We start from the raw sequence: 16,071 nt of genomic DNA on the forward strand, positions 1-16,071 counted from the left end.
CAACGTCGCATAGAGTGAAACTTTAATCAGTGGGAAGTTTGTTCATCCCCCACTGATTATCAGCCCTCACCAATCGGGCAGTTAATCTCCCACCTAGCTTCTTTGTTCCATCTGAATTTTGAGGTGGGAGTTTTACTACCCGTTATGCGGGATAAAGTGCAAGGAGATTGTGTCGAATGAACAAAAAAAATTTCAAACAAAGCAAAGCCACTGATGGTATTGATGTTGAGTTCTCTCGTGAACTCGCTGACCACAATGACTTAGAAGCAAACGCACGTGCAAATGCCGCTGATGCACGTCAAAAACGCCAGTCAACAGAAAAATAAGGGGAAATCATAACCTTATTCTTTTCAACAGGGACCTACTACCCAACAAAATAAACCGAGAAACATCTCTCGGTTTATTTTTTGTATTTCTTTGCATAATGCGCCAAAGTAAGTAACGGATATATATGAGCGTAGCTATGGTAATGAATATAAAACCCACCTGGTAAAGCTGTTCCAGTAGGATATTTCTCATTTACATAAGGATTCGCAAGCAAATATGAAATACCTTTTCGAATAGCTGGTGTTTCTTTATCATAGTAAGAAATAAGAGCATCTAAAGCCCATGCTGTTTGCGATGGTGTACTAAATGGTAAAGTAGCAAATCTTTTTTCCACACTACTTTGACAAGATTCTCCCCAGCCACCATCTTCATGCTGTATATGTTCAAGCCATAAAGTTGCTCGTTTTAAAGAAGGGTGAGCAGAAGTAATTCCTAACGCCCGTAAGCCAGTCATCACTGCCCATGTACCATATATATAACAAATGCCCCATTTTCCATACCACGATCCATTTTCCTCCTGTTCATTCATTAACCAGTTGATTGCACTTTGTTTTTGTTTCTCGGGCAATTCATTTTGCGTATATGTCCCGAAAAACTCTAACACTCTGCCTGTAATATCTGGTGTAGAAGGATCCGTAATCATATCGCTTGCATTTTCGATTGGTAAATTCGCTAATAACTTGCTTGTCACGCCTTTTTCAAATGCTCCCCAACCACCATCATTATTTTGTAATCCTTTAATCCAATTCGTCCCTTTCTTCCAAGCATCATCCACATTTCCGTTCCCTCTACTTTGTGCCAATGCTCTTAACACAGCTGTTGTATCATCAACATCAGGAACTGTCGTATTCACATCAGAAAAACCCCAACCGCCCGGAATAAGCGCCGGCGCATGCACACTCCAATCAGCTTTTTTCTTATGTTGTTTTTTTAATAAATATACTGACGCATTTTGAATCATTTTACTTTCTTTCGAAACACGAGCCTCTTGCAACGCATAACTAAGTAATGCTGTATCCCATACAGTTGACGGGGAATTTTGTAAATGGTTCCCTCTTTCCATCTTCCATATATAAGATGTTATCCCCGTTATAGCCTTTTGAATCATTGGCGATTGAATAGAATGTCCTAGCGCAAGTAAAGCATAAATCATATAAAACGAAGCACTTGCGTAACTATATAACGTTCCATTTTCATCGATACGCTCTTTCATAAAACGTTCTACTTCCCCATTTCCTTTATGATGTAAGGAAAGCGGATAAGATATAATTTGTTTCACATTACCTAATAATGTTTGAAACATTGGAGATTGGTCCTCCCGAAACCATTCTCCGCCCCCGCCCGCAATATGATTTAAATTAGGCAGTAACTTTTTCCCTACACGAAACCTTTTATTTAAACACAACATCATCGGAATTAAATGGATACGTGCCGAACTACTTAATTCAAATATACTGAGGGGGGAATCATTTTGCAGAAACATAATCGGTGTTGGCAAATGAAAGAGCGAAGGATATTCATACTCTCCATGAATTGCTAATAAAAACTTCGTCATAAAATGAGCACGCGCCACTCCCCCACGTTCTGTAATAAACATTTCCGCTCGCTTCATATTCGCATCTTCTTTTGTATACTTTTTCGAAGCAAGTAGGGCAGCATAAGATTGAATGGTAGCAGATAAATTCCCCCCCATTTCATCATCATACAATTTCCATGTCCCTTCATTCGTTTGGAGTGAAGCTAATCTTTTTACAAACGGTTCTACCTCTTTATCTCTACCTAATAATTTTAATAAAAATATCATATGGCAATCAGTTAATGGTGCTCCTTCAAAACAGAATCTCCACGTACCATCTTGCCTTTGCATCGTTTGAAGTGCAGTTGTCCTTCTCGCTATTTCTTCATGCACTTTTCCATATAATAACAAGGCATTCACCTACCCTTTCGAAATCCGTATAACGATATTCAAAAAAGCAACCGAATATGTGTAAAAACAAAGAAAAGCAGAACACATATTATGTTCTGCTCATAAGCAATATCCCACTCCGACAATAACCCCTAATAAAGCACCGACTACTACTTCATACGGTGTATGTCCGACAAGCTCATTTAACTTCTTATATTCTGTTTGTTTACCATGAAAAAATTCATTCAATATTTTCGCTTGTTTACTTACCGCAAGCCTTACTCCTGAAGCGTCATACATAACAATGATTGCAAAGATTGCAGCCACTGCAAATATGGTACTTTCCACACCTTCCACAACTCCAACACCTGTCGCAAGCGCTGTAACAGTTGAAGCATGAGAACTTGGCATCCCACCTGAAGCAAAAAATTTTGCAAAATCAAATTCACCCGTTTTAACTAATTTAAAGACTACTTTTGTTAACTGTGCTATAAACCACGAAATTACAGCAGCCATCAGCGGATCATTATGTAAAATTGTTTCCATGTTCTCAGCTCCCTACTAGCTATAATGGAAATTCTATATAGTATCAGTATAAAGAAAAATGCGTAGAAAATACTACGCATTATGATACTTTTGCTGATTTATTTTTTATAAATTTCGGTTGTTTCTGCACTAAAAACTTTGTCTTCGCTATTGAAAATACAAATAAAGCAACCCATATACAGAAAAATGCCATCATATGAGTAGATGTAAAATGTTCACCAAATACAAATACACCTAAAATTAAACTAATCGTTGGCGCAATATATTGTAAAAAGCCTACCATATAAAGCGGAATAAGTTGTGCTCCTTTTGCAAAATAAAATAGTGGTAGCGCTGTAACAATACCTGCTCCTATTAAAAGTAACGTCGATAGCATTGAAATAGCTCCAAATGAACCGAAACCATGTACCCCTGTCATAACGAGATAAATGAGCGCAAACGGCGTCACTAACATCGTTTCCATCGTAAGCCCAATCGTCGCATCATAGTTTAACAATTTTTTCGTTAATCCGTATAATCCAAATGAAAAGGCAAGTGATAAAGAAACCCATGGAATGGATCCAAAACGTATTGTTAAAATGATAACCCCTACTCCAGCTAAACCTACTGCAACATATTGCCAAAAGTTTAACTTTTCCTTTAATACGACTGTACCAAGTAAAATACTAATAAGTGGATTAATATAATACCCAAGACTCGCTTCAATGACATGATTATGATTAACGGCCCATATGTAGACAAACCAGTTCCCACTAATCAAAATTGAAGCAATTGTTAATGACATTAATAATTTAGGTCGTTTAAAAAGATTCACAAACTCCCCAACAAACTGACGAAATCTCTTCGTAACAGCTAATACGATTAACATAAAAACGAACGCCCAAACAATGCGGTGTGCTAATATTTCATCTGCTGGAACTTCCTCAACCCATTTCCAATAAATCGGTAGGATTCCCCACATCGTATAAGCACCAGCCGCATATATAATCCCTTTTTTTTGCTGTGCTGATTGACTCCCCATCTTCCTTTTTCTCCTCTTCTCATTTTTTCTCCATTATACGGTTTCATATGCTCACTTTACCAATAATCAATCTGTAATTCTTTCGACATTTCTCATATAGCGAAAAATAAACATACCGTTATTACAACAAGTAACGGTATGCCGAAAACAAATTTCTTTTTATGCGTTTTATGGTGAAACATATACATACCGATCCAAGCTCCAACAGCTCCTCCAGCTGCCGCTGATAAAAACAACGTGCTTTCTGGCGTTCTCCACTGTTTCTTCTTTGCTTTTCGTTTATCAAGCCCCATAAGGCTAAAAGCTATAACATTAATAATAATAAAATAAATCCATTTCATCGCTTTCTCTCCCTATGAAAAATTCGCTTAATGGTAACATGAAAAAACGATAGAAACAACTGAAGAACACTTTTTAGCAAACTAGTTTCATTCTTTATTTTAATTGATTATCTTTACATTTATATAATCAATATAAAGCGCGATTACAGCTATTAAAAAGAAAGATGTTATGAACAGAACTTTATATTTCACTTCCTTCACCCACCACAACCACATCATCAAAAAAACTTCTCTCAATCTCTTTCTCATCAAAATGAAGAACAACAATTAACCCTACATATAAAGAAACGAAATTCAAAAACCATTCCCCATTATCATCTTGCTTAGCTAAACATTTAAATATCTCTTGAAATTGCATACGTTCATCAGAAGCAACGATCGGACGCACACCAAAATATTTCAACACAAGATTTAACTTAAGATTTATAGATAAAGACAAACTATATTTTAAGAGCTCTGTATAATTTATAACATTTTTTTCGCTATACAGTTTCACAAGCATTTGATGTAAAGTAGGAATCGATAATTCTACGTCAGTCACTTTTGTTGTTTCTATCGTTTCAATCATCTTTTTCATATCCATCACATTCACCCCTTCTGAAAAAACTTTAAAGCCAGAGAGTATTTAATTCATAATGTGCAATAATTGTGCATTTCTCTTCTCTCGTTCTTCTTCACTGACTAAGTCATACTTTTTTAATAAATGAAAGATGTCGTTTAATATTTCCTGCGAATGTTTATTTTGCAAAAATCCATTCAAATCTTTGAAAAGAATTTCAGATAAAAAATCCTTTTGACTTTCAAGCTTATTCATTACATCTTCAATAGAATGATCAATATTACATACCATATTAAACTTCCTCCTCTATCCTCTATAAATAATATCTTCTGCTAATGCAGTAAATACTTCTCCAACGAGAGAGTCTTCATCATATACAGATGAATCGCTATTTTCTTCACGTTTTGCAAAAGGTATTTGTGCAATTACTTCCGTTTGCAATTGTTCTGCTAACATTTCGCCGCCCCCTTTTCCGAAGAGATAATTTTTTGATCCATCTTGCTCTTCGTAATAAGCCATATTTTCCACAATTCCTACAATCTCGTGTTTTGTATGTTTTGCCATTACACCTACTCTAGAAGCTACAAATGAAGCTACATTGTGCGGCGTTGTAACGATAATTTCTTTCGCTTGTGGGATCATCGCTGCAACATCAATGGCAACATCTCCTGTACCAGGTGGTAAATCGAGAAGTAAATAATCTAAATCTCCCCAGTGTGTATTCGCAAGGAAGTTTTGAATCCATTTATTTAACATCGGTCCACGCCACATGACTGGATTATTTCCTTCTGTAAAAAATCCCATTGACATAATTTTAACACCATGACTAACGACTGGAATTGCTGTTTGATCAATCATTGTTGGTTTTTGATTCGTTTCCATCATAGCCGGAATGCTAAAACCATATATGTCTGCATCTAAAATCCCAACCTTTTTACCCATTCTAGCTAAGGCAGTAGCAAGATTAATTGTCACCGTTGATTTTCCGACTCCGCCTTTCCCACTCGTTACAGTAATAAAATGTACACCTGAATCATGACGGAACATGCTTGGCATACCTGTTTCTGTTCTACTATTTTTATTTAATTTTTCTGTTAGCATAGCTCTTTCTTCTTGTGTCATCGAACCAAATGTTACATCCACTTTAGATGCACCAATTGCGTGAAGGGACTCTTCCACATCTTGTTGAATTTTCGCCTTTAACGGACAACCTTGAATGGTTAACACTACTTCAAGCTTAACCTCTGTTCCATGTATTTGTACATTTCTAACCATATTTAATTCTACAACACTTTTGTGTAACTCTGGATCCTCTACATGTTGTAATACGTTCATTATTTGTTCTTGAGTAAGCATAGAGCTCATCCCTTCTCTTATTCTAATTTATATATAGCATCTTCTTATTACTTCAACTGATGAAAGTTTCCATCTATTTTTTAATGTCTTTAATAGTCCTTGTTGCGAGAAAGCATTATTATCCCCCACTTACAGGCGGGATTAATGCGACGATATCTCCAGCTTTTATCATCTCTTCATTCGTTACAAACTCTTCATTAATTGCAACCATTACTGTATCCAAAGATTGCAAATGATAACTATCTTTCAACCATTCATTTAATTGTCCAATAGTCATTTCTTTTTTTTCTGAAATTATTAATTGATCCGATCCGACTTCCTCACGCAAATTTGCAAACAGTAAAATTGTAATCATTTTCTCATTCTTCCTTCTTCGGTTTTCCTTCTGGATATGATGTATTTTCAAGTTGATCTCCAATCCACATCGTTCCATCTTCCCAAAATTCTTTTTTCCAAATTGGAACGATGCGTTTTATGCGTTCAATCGCGTACTCATTCGCTTCATAAGCTACTTTACGATGCGGTGATGAAACTGCAATAACTACCGCAATATCCATTATTTCCAGCCGCCCTACACGGTGCGTAATGGCTACTTGTGCATCCGGCCATTTCCCGTTAATTTCCTCACCAATTCTCGTAAGTTGTTTTACTGCCATCGGTTTATATGCTTCATACTTTAAATGTAGCGTTCGTTTTCCTTTTGTTAATTCTCTCACCGTACCAATAAATGTTGTAATCGCACCCGCTTCTCTTCTTGCGACTTTATTCGTTACTTCTTCCACTAAAATTGGTTTTTCTACAATCTCAAATAGCACTTGTCCCATTAAAACCACCTCTCACTTTATGAAATGTCCAAGGCCATTCACTACCTTCGTTATCTTCTAATAAAAGAACATCGACAAACATATCTTTTTTATATCCTCTCGTCCCGCCCGGCAATACGATAAAAGCGTTCGATTCTGCTAATGAAGAAACCGAGCTAGACTTATCAAATCCTGATGGATATGCAATTAATTGCCCTTCATTACACGTCAGTTTTGCTCGTACAAATCTTGTAAATGGATTTGGTTTCAGAAAATCTTTTCCTAATAATGCTTTTTCTCTTTTTAAATGCGCTTTTTCACTAAACATATACGCACGAATACATGGTCTTACAAACAACTCAAATCCTACATAACATGCTGATGGATTTCCTGATAAACCAAATAATAGCTTGCCATTTAATTGTGCTACAGTCGTTACACTTCCTGGTCGCATTGCAACCTTATTGAAAAGAACGGATGCACCTAACCTTCCATATATAGCTGGTAAATAATCGTAATCTCCTACTGATACACCGCCCGTTGTAATGAGCATATCTACTTGACTTAACGCATCTTTCACAGCTGTAAAACACGTATCAAAATCATCACTAAACTTCCCAAAGTATTTTACTCTTCCGCCCACTCTTCGAATTTGAGACAGTATCATGTACGTATTACTATTTCGAATTTTTCCTGGCTCTAACGACTCATTTACATCAAGTAATTCACTACCAGTCGCTAATAGTCCAATTACTGGCTTTTTCGCAACTGGCACTTCACTATAACCGAATGTAGCAAGAAGAGCTGAAATACTTGGATTAATGTACGATCCTTTCTTTGCAAGCACCGTTCCTTTACGAGCATCTTCACCTTGAAAAGAAATATTATCACCCGTTTTGAATGAGCGTTTCACTTCCATATAATCGTTCCCATTATCCTCATATTGACGAGTCAGTTCTAACATAACAACCGCATCACAATCATTTGGAATTTGTGCTCCTGTCATAATTCGAACTGCTTGAAACGAACCTACTTTCTCATCGAATAGTGATCCTGCACCAATTTCACCAACTACTTCAAATACAATTGGCGTTTCATAACTTGCTAAATTCGTATCTTCTGCTCTAATAGCAAACCCATCATACGGTGAACGATTGAATGAAGGTACGTCATGATCAGCTACTAAATCCTCCGCTAATATACGTCCGTAAGCTAATTCAATAGGTAGTAGCTCTTTTAAGCCATTGTTAGCAAATCCCATCACTTTTCGAATAGCTTCTGCAACCGTAATTGGCACTCTTCTTCCCATTATTGACAATCCTTTCTATTAACCGAATAAGCGATAATATAGTTGTTTCGCTTTTGGAATTTCGTTTGTACCATGAATGAACACACGACCATCTTGAAAAATAACGACGCGATAATCCTCTAATTGACAAGATAGTAAATATGGATTCCGCTCTACTTCCCCAAGTTTTTTTAATACTTTTTCTACGTCATCAAAATTGTATTGCCTATTTTCTATTGATCTTATTTGAACTGTATTTCTTCCGCATAAAACAGCTACCTTCGTTTGGTTTTCGTATGATAAATAAGGATAAGCTCGATTTAAACCGCACGATGGACAATCGTCCGTTTTTATTTTTCCTAGTTTTATAAAATGATTTTGATTACTCCATATATCAAACATGAAAAACGTCTTTCTAATTACTGAGTAATCTTCCACTAAAATTTTGAGTGCTTCTGCCACTTGATATGCCGCAACGATTTGAACAGCTGGACTAATAATCCCAGCCGTGTCGCACGTCACACCTATAACGGGAACATTCTTCAGTACACAATGTAAACACGGCATTTTTTGCGGAATAATCGTATAACTCATACCGTACGATCCAACACAAGATCCATATACCCACGGAATATTATGTTTTTGTGATAAATCATTTATGATAAATCGAATATCAAAATTATCTGTAGCATCAATGATTACATCGACATTTTCTAATGGCCCTTCCATGTTTTCTACACTTGCATCCATTATGAAAGCATGTATTTGTACTTCTGAATTAATTTGTTCCAACCGTTTTTTAGCAGCAATTGCTTTCGGGATTTTCCCTCTTGCATCTTCTTCAGAGTAAAGTTGTTGTCTTTGTAAATTACTCCACTCTACGTAATCACGATCAATAATTGTCAACTTACCAATACCTGCACGCACGAGACTTTCTGCACTTGTACTTCCTAATGCACCTGCTCCTACAATTAACACATGCTTATTCCGAATTTTTTCTTGCCCTTTACTCCCGATTGGTTTGAACAACTGTTGCCGAGAATACCGCTCCTCCATTGCATACCCTTCCTTTCAAGAAATCTATTTCACATTAGAGTCTTGTTTTTGATAACAAGCAAAGTAAGCAAACCCTACAAATCCAGCTCCTCCAATGACATTTCCGATAAAAACAGGAACAAAGTTTTTAGCGAGGTCCAGCCACGTCAGATGACCTGCAAAAATAACCGCTGATATGACAAACATATTTGCTACTACTTGTTGAAATCCAATCACTACAAATGCCATAATTGGAATCCAAATCCCAATTATCTTTCCGACAAAATCACTCGTGCCGTAAGCAAGCCAAAGCGCAAGACAAACGAGCCAATTACAACCAATCGCCAAAATTAAAGTTCTCCCAAACGATTCGTGTAACTTCCCTTCCGCTATCGCTAACGTTTTATTTAAATAATCTCCCTCTGTTAATCCGCCAAGATGTCCAAAGCAATACGCAACGAAAATTGCACCAACAAAGTTCATTACAGTAATCCAAGCCCAATTATTCAGTACACTTATCAATGTAATTTTCTTTGCATAAAGCGCCATAGACAGTGACATCATATTTCCTGTAATCAATTCTCCTCCTGCTAACACTACGAGCATAAGCCCAATAGGAAACACTGCTCCTCCTAAAACATTCACTAAACTTCCCCAATGCTCCGGCAAATTACCTAAAACTCGAATGTTAAGTAAAAATCCTAATGATATAAATGCTCCTCCTAAAAAACCGAGAATAAGCATTGCTGGCAGCGTCTGGCTTACTTTTTGAACACCGGCCTCGATTACGAGTTCAGCAATTTGTTCCGGTTTATGAAATGCCATTACCAATTCCTCCATTTTCTCCAAATAAAAAAGCAGCTTCAAAAAACCTCCTGAAAATAAAGGTTTTTGAATGCTGCTTAATGTCTCTGCACATCTTTTACAGAGAGATCAATCATCACTTTTACTATGAAATAGAAAGTCCACATCTCTTGCACACTTTCCATTTTCCACTATTATGTCAGCCTTATATATTAACCACCGATATGTGACATTTCAATTTTAGGCATTGTTTTCTTATTAGTATGACTTAAGCGTTCGTCTGAATATCGATCTTCTCGATTATTCCAAATGTCGTGAATTACAGCTGTAATTTCCTCATCCGTATCCCCCGATCGAAGCAATGCTCTCAAATCATTTCCTTTAGAAGCAAATAAACAAGTATACAATTTTCCTTCTGCAGAAATGCGAGCTCTCGTACATGATGAACAGAAAGAATCAGTTACAGATGAAATAATACCTATTTCCTCATCACTGCCTATATAACGGTACCTAGTAGCTACTTCACCTGGATAATTTGCTTCTATCCGTTCTAACGGCATAACTTCACGAATTGTATTTACTATTTCTTGTTTGGAAATAACTTCACCTAACTCCCAACCGTTATAATTTCCAACGTCCATATACTCAATAAAACGAAGAATATGCTTATTTCCCTTAAAGTATTGCGCCATCTGCAAGATGTCCTGTTCGTTTTTCCCCTTTTGAACGACCATGTTTATTTTAATTTTCATACCAACTTCAGCCGCAGCCTGTATACCCTCAAGAACCCTTTGCACTTTGCTTCTATTACCATTTAAATGGAAAAAGCACTCTTCTTCTAAGGAATCCAGACTAACTGTCACACGTGATAACCCCGCTTTATATAAATCAGGTGCAAACTTTTTAAGTAACGATCCATTTGTTGTTAAACCGATATCCTCCACACCATCTATTTTATTAAGCCGCTCAATAAGCTCTGGAAGCCCTCTTCGAAGTAACGGCTCTCCGCCTGTAATCCGTAACTTTCTCACACCTAAAGAAACGAAAATACGTGTTATCCTTTCAATCTCATCAAAAGATAAAATTTTATCATTAGACAAAAACGAATAATCAGGACCAAATATTTCTTCTGGCATACAATATCGACAGCGAAAATTACAGCGATCAGTAACTGAAATACGTAAATCCTTTAACGGACGATGCAATTTGTCTAATGTAATTGATTTCATCTTCCTTGCCTCACTTTTACTTATTTTATATTTAAAACACGTTCTGGATGCGTATATATATTTAAAGACTGATTACGAATAAACCCTATCGTAGTAATCCCTAACTCTTCCGCTAACTGCAAAGCTAATTCAGTTGGCGCTGATTTTGACAGTATAATTTCACAGCCGATTTTTGCAACTTTCAATAATATTTCTGAAGAAATACGACCACTAAAAACAATGATTTTATCTTTTATAGAAATATTATTTTTTAAACAATAACCGTAAATTTTATCTAGCGCATTATGCCTACCAATATCCATTCGGCCTAAAATAATACCATTTACATCACATAAAGCTGCGTTATGCACTCCGCCAGTATGTCGAAATGTATCCGCAGATTGCTGCATTTCATTCATTAAACGAAAACAATCTTCGACAGCAACCTTTACATGGACACCATTCATTTTCTTTACGCTTATTGCATCATTTGCAAAAACAAACCCTTGCCTACTCATACCACAGCACGAAGTAATATAACGTTTATTTTGCATTTGTTCGTAATACGGGTTTATTTTTGTTGTCGTCACATGTACAAATCCTTCTTTCTCCTGTACCCATATGTCATCAATATCTTCATACTTCCGAATAATTCCTTCAGATGCTAAGAAGCCTATTACCATATCTTCTATATATTCTGGAGTACTAACCATTGTAACAAACTCCTGTCCGTTCATTTTAATTGTGACTGGAAACTCTGTTACAATGCTGTCCTCTATATGCTTAAACACCCCTTGTTCATAACGGAAAACTTCTCTTTCTACCTGTATCGGTTTCACGATCAGCATCCTTCTCTCACGTTATATTTTTATCAAAAACAAATACCGAAACAGCAATATCTTCTTCTACTTTCATATCTGAAAATAAGTTCACTAATTTCGCTCCAACAAGTTCCTCCAAATGTTCACGAGAATTCGCAGCGTAAACTTCTTGAATCATTTTCGTTCTAGCCATATGAACCATTTCCGCGCCATCCATCGTACTTGAAATGAATTTCTCAGTAGGTGTTAAGTTCCCATACAGTGTTGCAATCGCCATATTTTCAGCAAATACAGTATGAATTCGTTCTGGTCCTTTTCCGAATAGTTCCTTTCGGAGTTTTCGTATCATATCATTAAATTCATGTACCTTTTTCGTCATAAAATCATACCTCCTAAAAGCCTCATTTTACTTTATTATATATTTTACCAAAATGATCTTTTCGCCCAAACTATTTCGTACAAATATTTGGACGAAAAGGTTAACTTCATGAAGTTTATTCGTCTTTTAATCCTTTACCCATACCTTTTAGGAAATGAAGACCAAACCCGATAGCACGGTTAATATCTGGATCTTTTAATACTTTCATAAGATCGAATATCCCCACTTTTTTATTACTTTCTAGATGCTCATTACCTTCTTCCAGTCCTACTAATAAACTACCTATAAGTTTTTTCGTAAGTTCTGGGTCAAGTTCTGTTAAAGCACCTGCAGCACCCATCATATTATTAATTAAATTTGTAACAGGTTTACGAGTTACTTGACCGAGAACGATCTTTGCGATTGGTTCTTTCGCTTTCAGCATAGAATTTGCTGCTTCTAGCATGCCAATATCATTTAATTCCCCGACAATATGAAACATTTGATTTAAAGCTTCTTCATTATTAGCTAGAAGCTCCTTTAAATCCTCTAACTTTTGCTGTTTTATTTCTTCCTCAGTTAATTCATGTTTTTGAATCGTTTTAATAGGTGCAGCCATATTTTTTCTCCTCCCTACTTATCCGTTAAATGTACATACCCTGGACGTGCCCACTTACGATCTACCTCAATACCAGCTTGAGGATGACGTTTTTTATTACGCGGGTTCGCTTTTGGCATCGGATTTTCGCCATTAACTTCTAACACTTCCATGCGCACTTTCGTCTGTTTATAAGCAGGTGTATTCGTACGTACGTCAACAGCAGGGCCTGTTAAGAAATTAATTGCCGATTCATTATCTGTAGAGTTCATCGGTACATATAACTCATTCGCTTTTACACGATCCGTTACAAGTGCCCGTAATTTTAGTGCTCCAAAAGGAGAAACAAGGCGCACTAATGAACCTGTTTTCACGCCACGTTCTTTTGCAAGTTCTGGAGAAACTTCAACAAAAACGCCAGGTACTTTCGTTTGAATACCTGTTGATTTATTTGTCATATTTCCTTCATGGAAATGTTCTAACATACGACCGTTGTTAATGTGAAGGTCGAACTCCGCTGGGAATTCAGCTGGACGTACCCAGTCAGCAATCGCAAAACGCGCTTTTTTATCTGGGAAATTAAATCCATCTTGGAAAAGTAGCGGTGTATTCGTTCCATCAAAACTTCCCCAATGGAAACTATTCCATCCTTCAAGTACTTCATAGTTTGCTTGTGAGAATAGCGGTGATAAGCTTGCCATTTCAGCAAAAATTTCACTTGGGTGACTATAATTCCAGTTTGCACCTAATTTATTCGCAATCTCCTGCACGATCCACCAGTCTGGCTTCGCATCACCAAGCGTAGGAAGAACTTGATACAATCTTTGCACACGTCTCTCTGTATTTGTGAAAGTACCTTCTTTCTCAAGAGATGGTGCTGCCGGTAATACAACATCTGCGTATTGAGCAGTTTTAGAAAGGAAAACATCTTGTACAACGAAGAAATCAAGGCTTGATAACACTTCATGTACATGATTTGCATTCGAGTCTACAAGAGCCATATCCTCTCCGACAAGATACATAGCTTTCATCTTTCCTTCTTCAATTGCGTGAAGCATTTCAATATTATTAAGACCTGGTTCACTATCAATTTCCACTCCGTAAGCCATTTCAAATTTCGTACGTTCCATATCGTTCGTAACGTGCTGATATCCAGGAAGCCATCCTGGTAAAGTTCCCATATCACAAGCACCTTGTACGTTATTATGACCTCGGAGTGGGTAGGCACCTGCACCTGAACGACGATAATTCCCTGTTGCAAGAAGTAAGTTTGAAATTGCAGCGGAAGTATCAGAACCACCTGTATTTTGCGTTACCCCCATACCCCAAAGGATACATGTACCATCTGCATCACGAATCATTTCAGCCATTTGGATAAGTGTTTCTGTTGAAATACCTGTTACTTCTTCTGCATATTCAAGTGTATATTCTTTTAAGCTCTCTTTAAAATCTTCAAAGAAGTTTACATTTTCATTAATAAACTCCTGATCATGCCAACCTTGATCAATCATATATTTCGCAACAGCCATTAACCATACTTGGTCTGTTCCTTGTTTTGGACTAATAAAGACATCTGATCGCTCTGCCATTTCTGTTTTACGAAGATCCGCTACAATTAACTTTTGTCCGTGTAATTTATGTGCCCGTTTAATACGTGTAGCTAAAACAGGATGACCTTCTGTCGGATTACATCCTACAATAATAACAAGACCAGATTGCGCAATATCTTTAATCGTTCCTGCATCACCGCCCATACCAATTGTACGGAATAAACCATCCGTTGCTGGTGATTGGCAATAACGTGAGCAATTATCAATATTATTCGTTCTAAATACTTGCCGAGCTAATTTTTGAATGACATAATTGTCTTCATTCGTAATTTTAGAGGAAGAGATAAATCCGATAGAACCTTTGCCGTACTCTTCTTTAATAGCGCCTAATTTATTTGCAACTACATTCAGTGCTTCTTCCCATGTAGATTCAACAAACGTTCCATTTTTACGAATTAATGGTTTCGTAATTCGTTCTTTAGAATTTACGAAGTCCCAACCAAATTTCCCTTTTACACAAGTTGAAATTGCGTTAACTGGCGCATCTGAAGATGGTTGTACTTTAAGGATTTTACGCCCTTTCGTCCACACTTCAAATGAACAACCGACACCGCAAAATGTACATACTGTTTTCGTTTTCTTCGTACGAGTCTCACGCATGGCCGCTTCCACTTCTGATACCGCAAAAATACCGCTATATCCAGGCTCAACTTCTTTAATTAAATCTACCATCGGTTCAAGAATATCCGGCTTTAATCCCGTCATAAATCCAGCTTCACCAAGCATTGATTTCTCCATTAAAGCATTACAAGGACAAATCGTTACACATTGCCCACAGCTCACGCATGAAGAATCATTGATATCTACGCCATTATCCCAAATAACACGAGGACGCTCGGCTTCCCAGTCGATAGATATCGTTTCATTTACTTGTAAGTTTTGGCACACCTCTACACATTGACCACATGCGATACATTGATTAGGGTCGTAGCGATAAAACGGATGAGTCATATCAACTTCACTTACATCTACTTTTGGTTCGTAAGGATATTTTTGATGTTCAATCTCCATTAATTCTGCAGTATTATGCAGTTTACAGTTCCCATTATTGTTGTCACATACCGTACAATATAATAAATGGTTTTCTAATAATCGATCCATCGCCTCTGTTTGTGCTTCTTTCGCACGACCAGAACCGAGTTCAATGTTCATACCTTCCGTCGCCACTGTCGAACAAGATCTCATCAACTTTCCATCAACTTCTACAATACAAGTGTCACACGTTTGAATAGGGTCTACTTCTGGTACATAACAAATTTGCGGATGTTCAATCCCGTTGTCATTAATGATGCCTAATATCGTTGAACCGGGCTCCGCTGTATACTTTTTTCCGTCAATTGTAATATGAACCATGTTGTCATTCATGGTCTTTCCCCCTTTTTGAGAATAAAAAAACTCCACCACGAAAATATACGCACCACATTTTGGGCACGTTATCATCATGGTGGAGTAGTGTATTAGCACATCTTGCTAAAATACCAATCCATTTA

At 37.0% G+C, this 16,071-nt stretch carries 18 protein-coding genes; 1 reads left to right on the top strand and 17 read right to left on the bottom strand.

Annotated elements, in window-relative coordinates:
• Positions 1-176 precede the first annotated feature (176 nt).
• Positions 177-326 (top strand): YfhD family protein, encoded by a 150-nt coding sequence (locus MHH42_RS17555; protein ID WP_001035815.1) that lies wholly within the window; start codon positions 177-179, stop codon positions 324-326.
• 74 nt (positions 327-400) lie between these two features.
• Here the strand turns inward: MHH42_RS17555 and MHH42_RS17560 are convergent, their stop codons facing one another.
• The 17 genes from MHH42_RS17560 to fdhF all read right to left on the bottom strand — a co-directional run bounded on the left by MHH42_RS17560 (position 401) and on the right by fdhF (position 15,946).
• Positions 401-2,254 carry a terpene cyclase/mutase family protein gene (locus MHH42_RS17560; RefSeq protein ID WP_070173592.1) on the bottom strand — a complete coding sequence of 618 codons (1,854 nt, stop codon included), beginning with the start codon at positions 2,252-2,254 and terminating at the stop codon, positions 401-403.
• Positions 2,255-2,353: 99 nt separating this feature from the next.
• The gene (locus MHH42_RS17565; protein WP_000447810.1) at positions 2,354-2,779 is read right to left on the bottom strand and encodes a divergent PAP2 family protein; all 426 of its coding nucleotides are present in this window, start codon (positions 2,777-2,779) and stop codon (positions 2,354-2,356) included.
• A 79-nt stretch (positions 2,780-2,858) separates the two neighbouring features.
• Positions 2,859-3,800: an EamA family transporter RarD gene (rarD, locus tag MHH42_RS17570; RefSeq protein WP_000535548.1), complete on the bottom strand. Its 942-nt coding sequence runs from the start codon at positions 3,798-3,800 to the stop codon at positions 2,859-2,861.
• A gap of 92 nt (positions 3,801-3,892) precedes the next feature.
• Positions 3,893-4,141, bottom strand: a complete 249-nt coding sequence (locus MHH42_RS17575; RefSeq protein ID WP_000871326.1) for a DUF1294 domain-containing protein — start codon at positions 4,139-4,141, stop codon at positions 3,893-3,895.
• 181 nt (positions 4,142-4,322) lie between these two features.
• Positions 4,323-4,724 (bottom strand): hypothetical protein, encoded by a 402-nt coding sequence (locus MHH42_RS17580; protein WP_340893681.1) that lies wholly within the window; start codon positions 4,722-4,724, stop codon positions 4,323-4,325.
• Between the two features lie 42 nt (positions 4,725-4,766).
• Positions 4,767-4,991: a hypothetical protein gene (locus MHH42_RS17585; RefSeq protein ID WP_000227055.1), complete on the bottom strand. Its 225-nt coding sequence runs from the start codon at positions 4,989-4,991 to the stop codon at positions 4,767-4,769.
• Positions 4,992-5,006: 15 nt separating this feature from the next.
• Complete coding sequence (locus tag MHH42_RS17590; RefSeq protein ID WP_070173593.1) at positions 5,007-6,056, bottom strand: P-loop NTPase; 1,050 nt, start codon at positions 6,054-6,056, stop codon at positions 5,007-5,009.
• 118 nt (positions 6,057-6,174) lie between these two features.
• The gene (moaD, locus tag MHH42_RS17595) at positions 6,175-6,411 is read right to left on the bottom strand and encodes a molybdopterin converting factor subunit 1 (protein ID WP_000628490.1); all 237 of its coding nucleotides are present in this window, start codon (positions 6,409-6,411) and stop codon (positions 6,175-6,177) included.
• A gap of 4 nt (positions 6,412-6,415) precedes the next feature.
• The gene (moaE, locus tag MHH42_RS17600) at positions 6,416-6,880 is read right to left on the bottom strand and encodes a molybdopterin synthase catalytic subunit MoaE (protein WP_070173594.1); all 465 of its coding nucleotides are present in this window, start codon (positions 6,878-6,880) and stop codon (positions 6,416-6,418) included.
• Positions 6,861-8,168, bottom strand: a complete 1,308-nt coding sequence (locus tag MHH42_RS17605; protein ID WP_340893685.1) for a molybdopterin molybdotransferase MoeA — start codon at positions 8,166-8,168, stop codon at positions 6,861-6,863. Before MHH42_RS17605 ends, moaE begins: the two co-directional genes overlap by 20 nt.
• An 18-nt stretch (positions 8,169-8,186) precedes the next feature.
• Positions 8,187-9,203, bottom strand: a complete 1,017-nt coding sequence (locus MHH42_RS17610) for a molybdopterin-synthase adenylyltransferase MoeB (protein WP_000392759.1) — start codon at positions 9,201-9,203, stop codon at positions 8,187-8,189.
• A 24-nt stretch (positions 9,204-9,227) separates the two neighbouring features.
• Positions 9,228-10,007, bottom strand: coding sequence for a formate/nitrite transporter family protein (locus MHH42_RS17615; RefSeq protein ID WP_000863999.1), 780 nt, complete (start codon positions 10,005-10,007; stop codon positions 9,228-9,230).
• A 191-nt stretch (positions 10,008-10,198) separates the two neighbouring features.
• Positions 10,199-11,215 carry a GTP 3',8-cyclase MoaA gene (gene moaA, locus MHH42_RS17620; RefSeq protein ID WP_070173596.1) on the bottom strand — a complete coding sequence of 339 codons (1,017 nt, stop codon included), beginning with the start codon at positions 11,213-11,215 and terminating at the stop codon, positions 10,199-10,201.
• A gap of 20 nt (positions 11,216-11,235) precedes the next feature.
• Positions 11,236-12,033 (bottom strand): formate dehydrogenase accessory sulfurtransferase FdhD, encoded by a 798-nt coding sequence (gene fdhD / locus MHH42_RS17625; protein WP_070173597.1) that lies wholly within the window; start codon positions 12,031-12,033, stop codon positions 11,236-11,238.
• A gap of 16 nt (positions 12,034-12,049) precedes the next feature.
• Positions 12,050-12,394, bottom strand: coding sequence for a DUF2294 domain-containing protein (locus MHH42_RS17630; protein ID WP_000163331.1), 345 nt, complete (start codon positions 12,392-12,394; stop codon positions 12,050-12,052).
• Positions 12,395-12,509: 115 nt separating this feature from the next.
• A complete protein-coding gene (locus tag MHH42_RS17635; protein ID WP_000729911.1) occupies positions 12,510-12,992 on the bottom strand; it encodes a DUF1641 domain-containing protein in 483 nt (160 codons plus the stop codon).
• 14 nt (positions 12,993-13,006) lie between these two features.
• Positions 13,007-15,946 (bottom strand): formate dehydrogenase subunit alpha, encoded by a 2,940-nt coding sequence (gene fdhF / locus MHH42_RS17640; protein ID WP_070173598.1) that lies wholly within the window; start codon positions 15,944-15,946, stop codon positions 13,007-13,009.
• Positions 15,947-16,071 lie beyond the last annotated feature (125 nt).

It is taken from the genome of Bacillus sp. FSL L8-0099 (assembly GCF_038006385.1).
GTDB lineage: Bacteria > Bacillota > Bacilli > Bacillales > Bacillaceae_G > Bacillus_A > Bacillus_A toyonensis.

Bases quoted from the DNA above. Each gene is read 5' to 3' on its own strand.
- moaD (WP_000628490.1), bottom strand. From the start codon at position 6,411: ATGATTACAATTTTACTGTTTGCAAATTTGCGTGAGGAAGTCGGATCG.
- MHH42_RS17590 (WP_070173593.1), bottom strand. From the start codon at position 6,056: ATGCTTACTCAAGAACAAATAATGAACGTATTACAACATGTAGAGGAT.
- MHH42_RS17580 (WP_340893681.1), bottom strand. From the start codon at position 4,724: ATGGATATGAAAAAGATGATTGAAACGATAGAAACAACAAAAGTGACT.
- MHH42_RS17585 (WP_000227055.1), bottom strand. From the start codon at position 4,991: ATGGTATGTAATATTGATCATTCTATTGAAGATGTAATGAATAAGCTT.
- MHH42_RS17635 (WP_000729911.1), bottom strand. From the start codon at position 12,992: ATGGCTGCACCTATTAAAACGATTCAAAAACATGAATTAACTGAGGAA.
- rarD (WP_000535548.1), bottom strand. From the start codon at position 3,800: ATGGGGAGTCAATCAGCACAGCAAAAAAAAGGGATTATATATGCGGCT.
- moaA (WP_070173596.1), bottom strand. From the start codon at position 11,215: ATGAAATCAATTACATTAGACAAATTGCATCGTCCGTTAAAGGATTTA.
- MHH42_RS17605 (WP_340893685.1), bottom strand. From the start codon at position 8,168: ATGGGAAGAAGAGTGCCAATTACGGTTGCAGAAGCTATTCGAAAAGTG.
- moaE (WP_070173594.1), bottom strand. From the start codon at position 6,880: ATGGGACAAGTGCTATTTGAGATTGTAGAAAAACCAATTTTAGTGGAA.
- fdhF (WP_070173598.1), bottom strand. From the start codon at position 15,946: ATGAATGACAACATGGTTCATATTACAATTGACGGAAAAAAGTATACA.
- MHH42_RS17565 (WP_000447810.1), bottom strand. From the start codon at position 2,779: ATGGAAACAATTTTACATAATGATCCGCTGATGGCTGCTGTAATTTCG.
- MHH42_RS17615 (WP_000863999.1), bottom strand. From the start codon at position 10,007: ATGGCATTTCATAAACCGGAACAAATTGCTGAACTCGTAATCGAGGCC.
- MHH42_RS17610 (WP_000392759.1), bottom strand. From the start codon at position 9,203: ATGGAGGAGCGGTATTCTCGGCAACAGTTGTTCAAACCAATCGGGAGT.
- MHH42_RS17575 (WP_000871326.1), bottom strand. From the start codon at position 4,141: ATGAAATGGATTTATTTTATTATTATTAATGTTATAGCTTTTAGCCTT.
- MHH42_RS17555 (WP_001035815.1), top strand. From the start codon at position 177: ATGAACAAAAAAAATTTCAAACAAAGCAAAGCCACTGATGGTATTGAT.
- MHH42_RS17630 (WP_000163331.1), bottom strand. From the start codon at position 12,394: ATGACGAAAAAGGTACATGAATTTAATGATATGATACGAAAACTCCGA.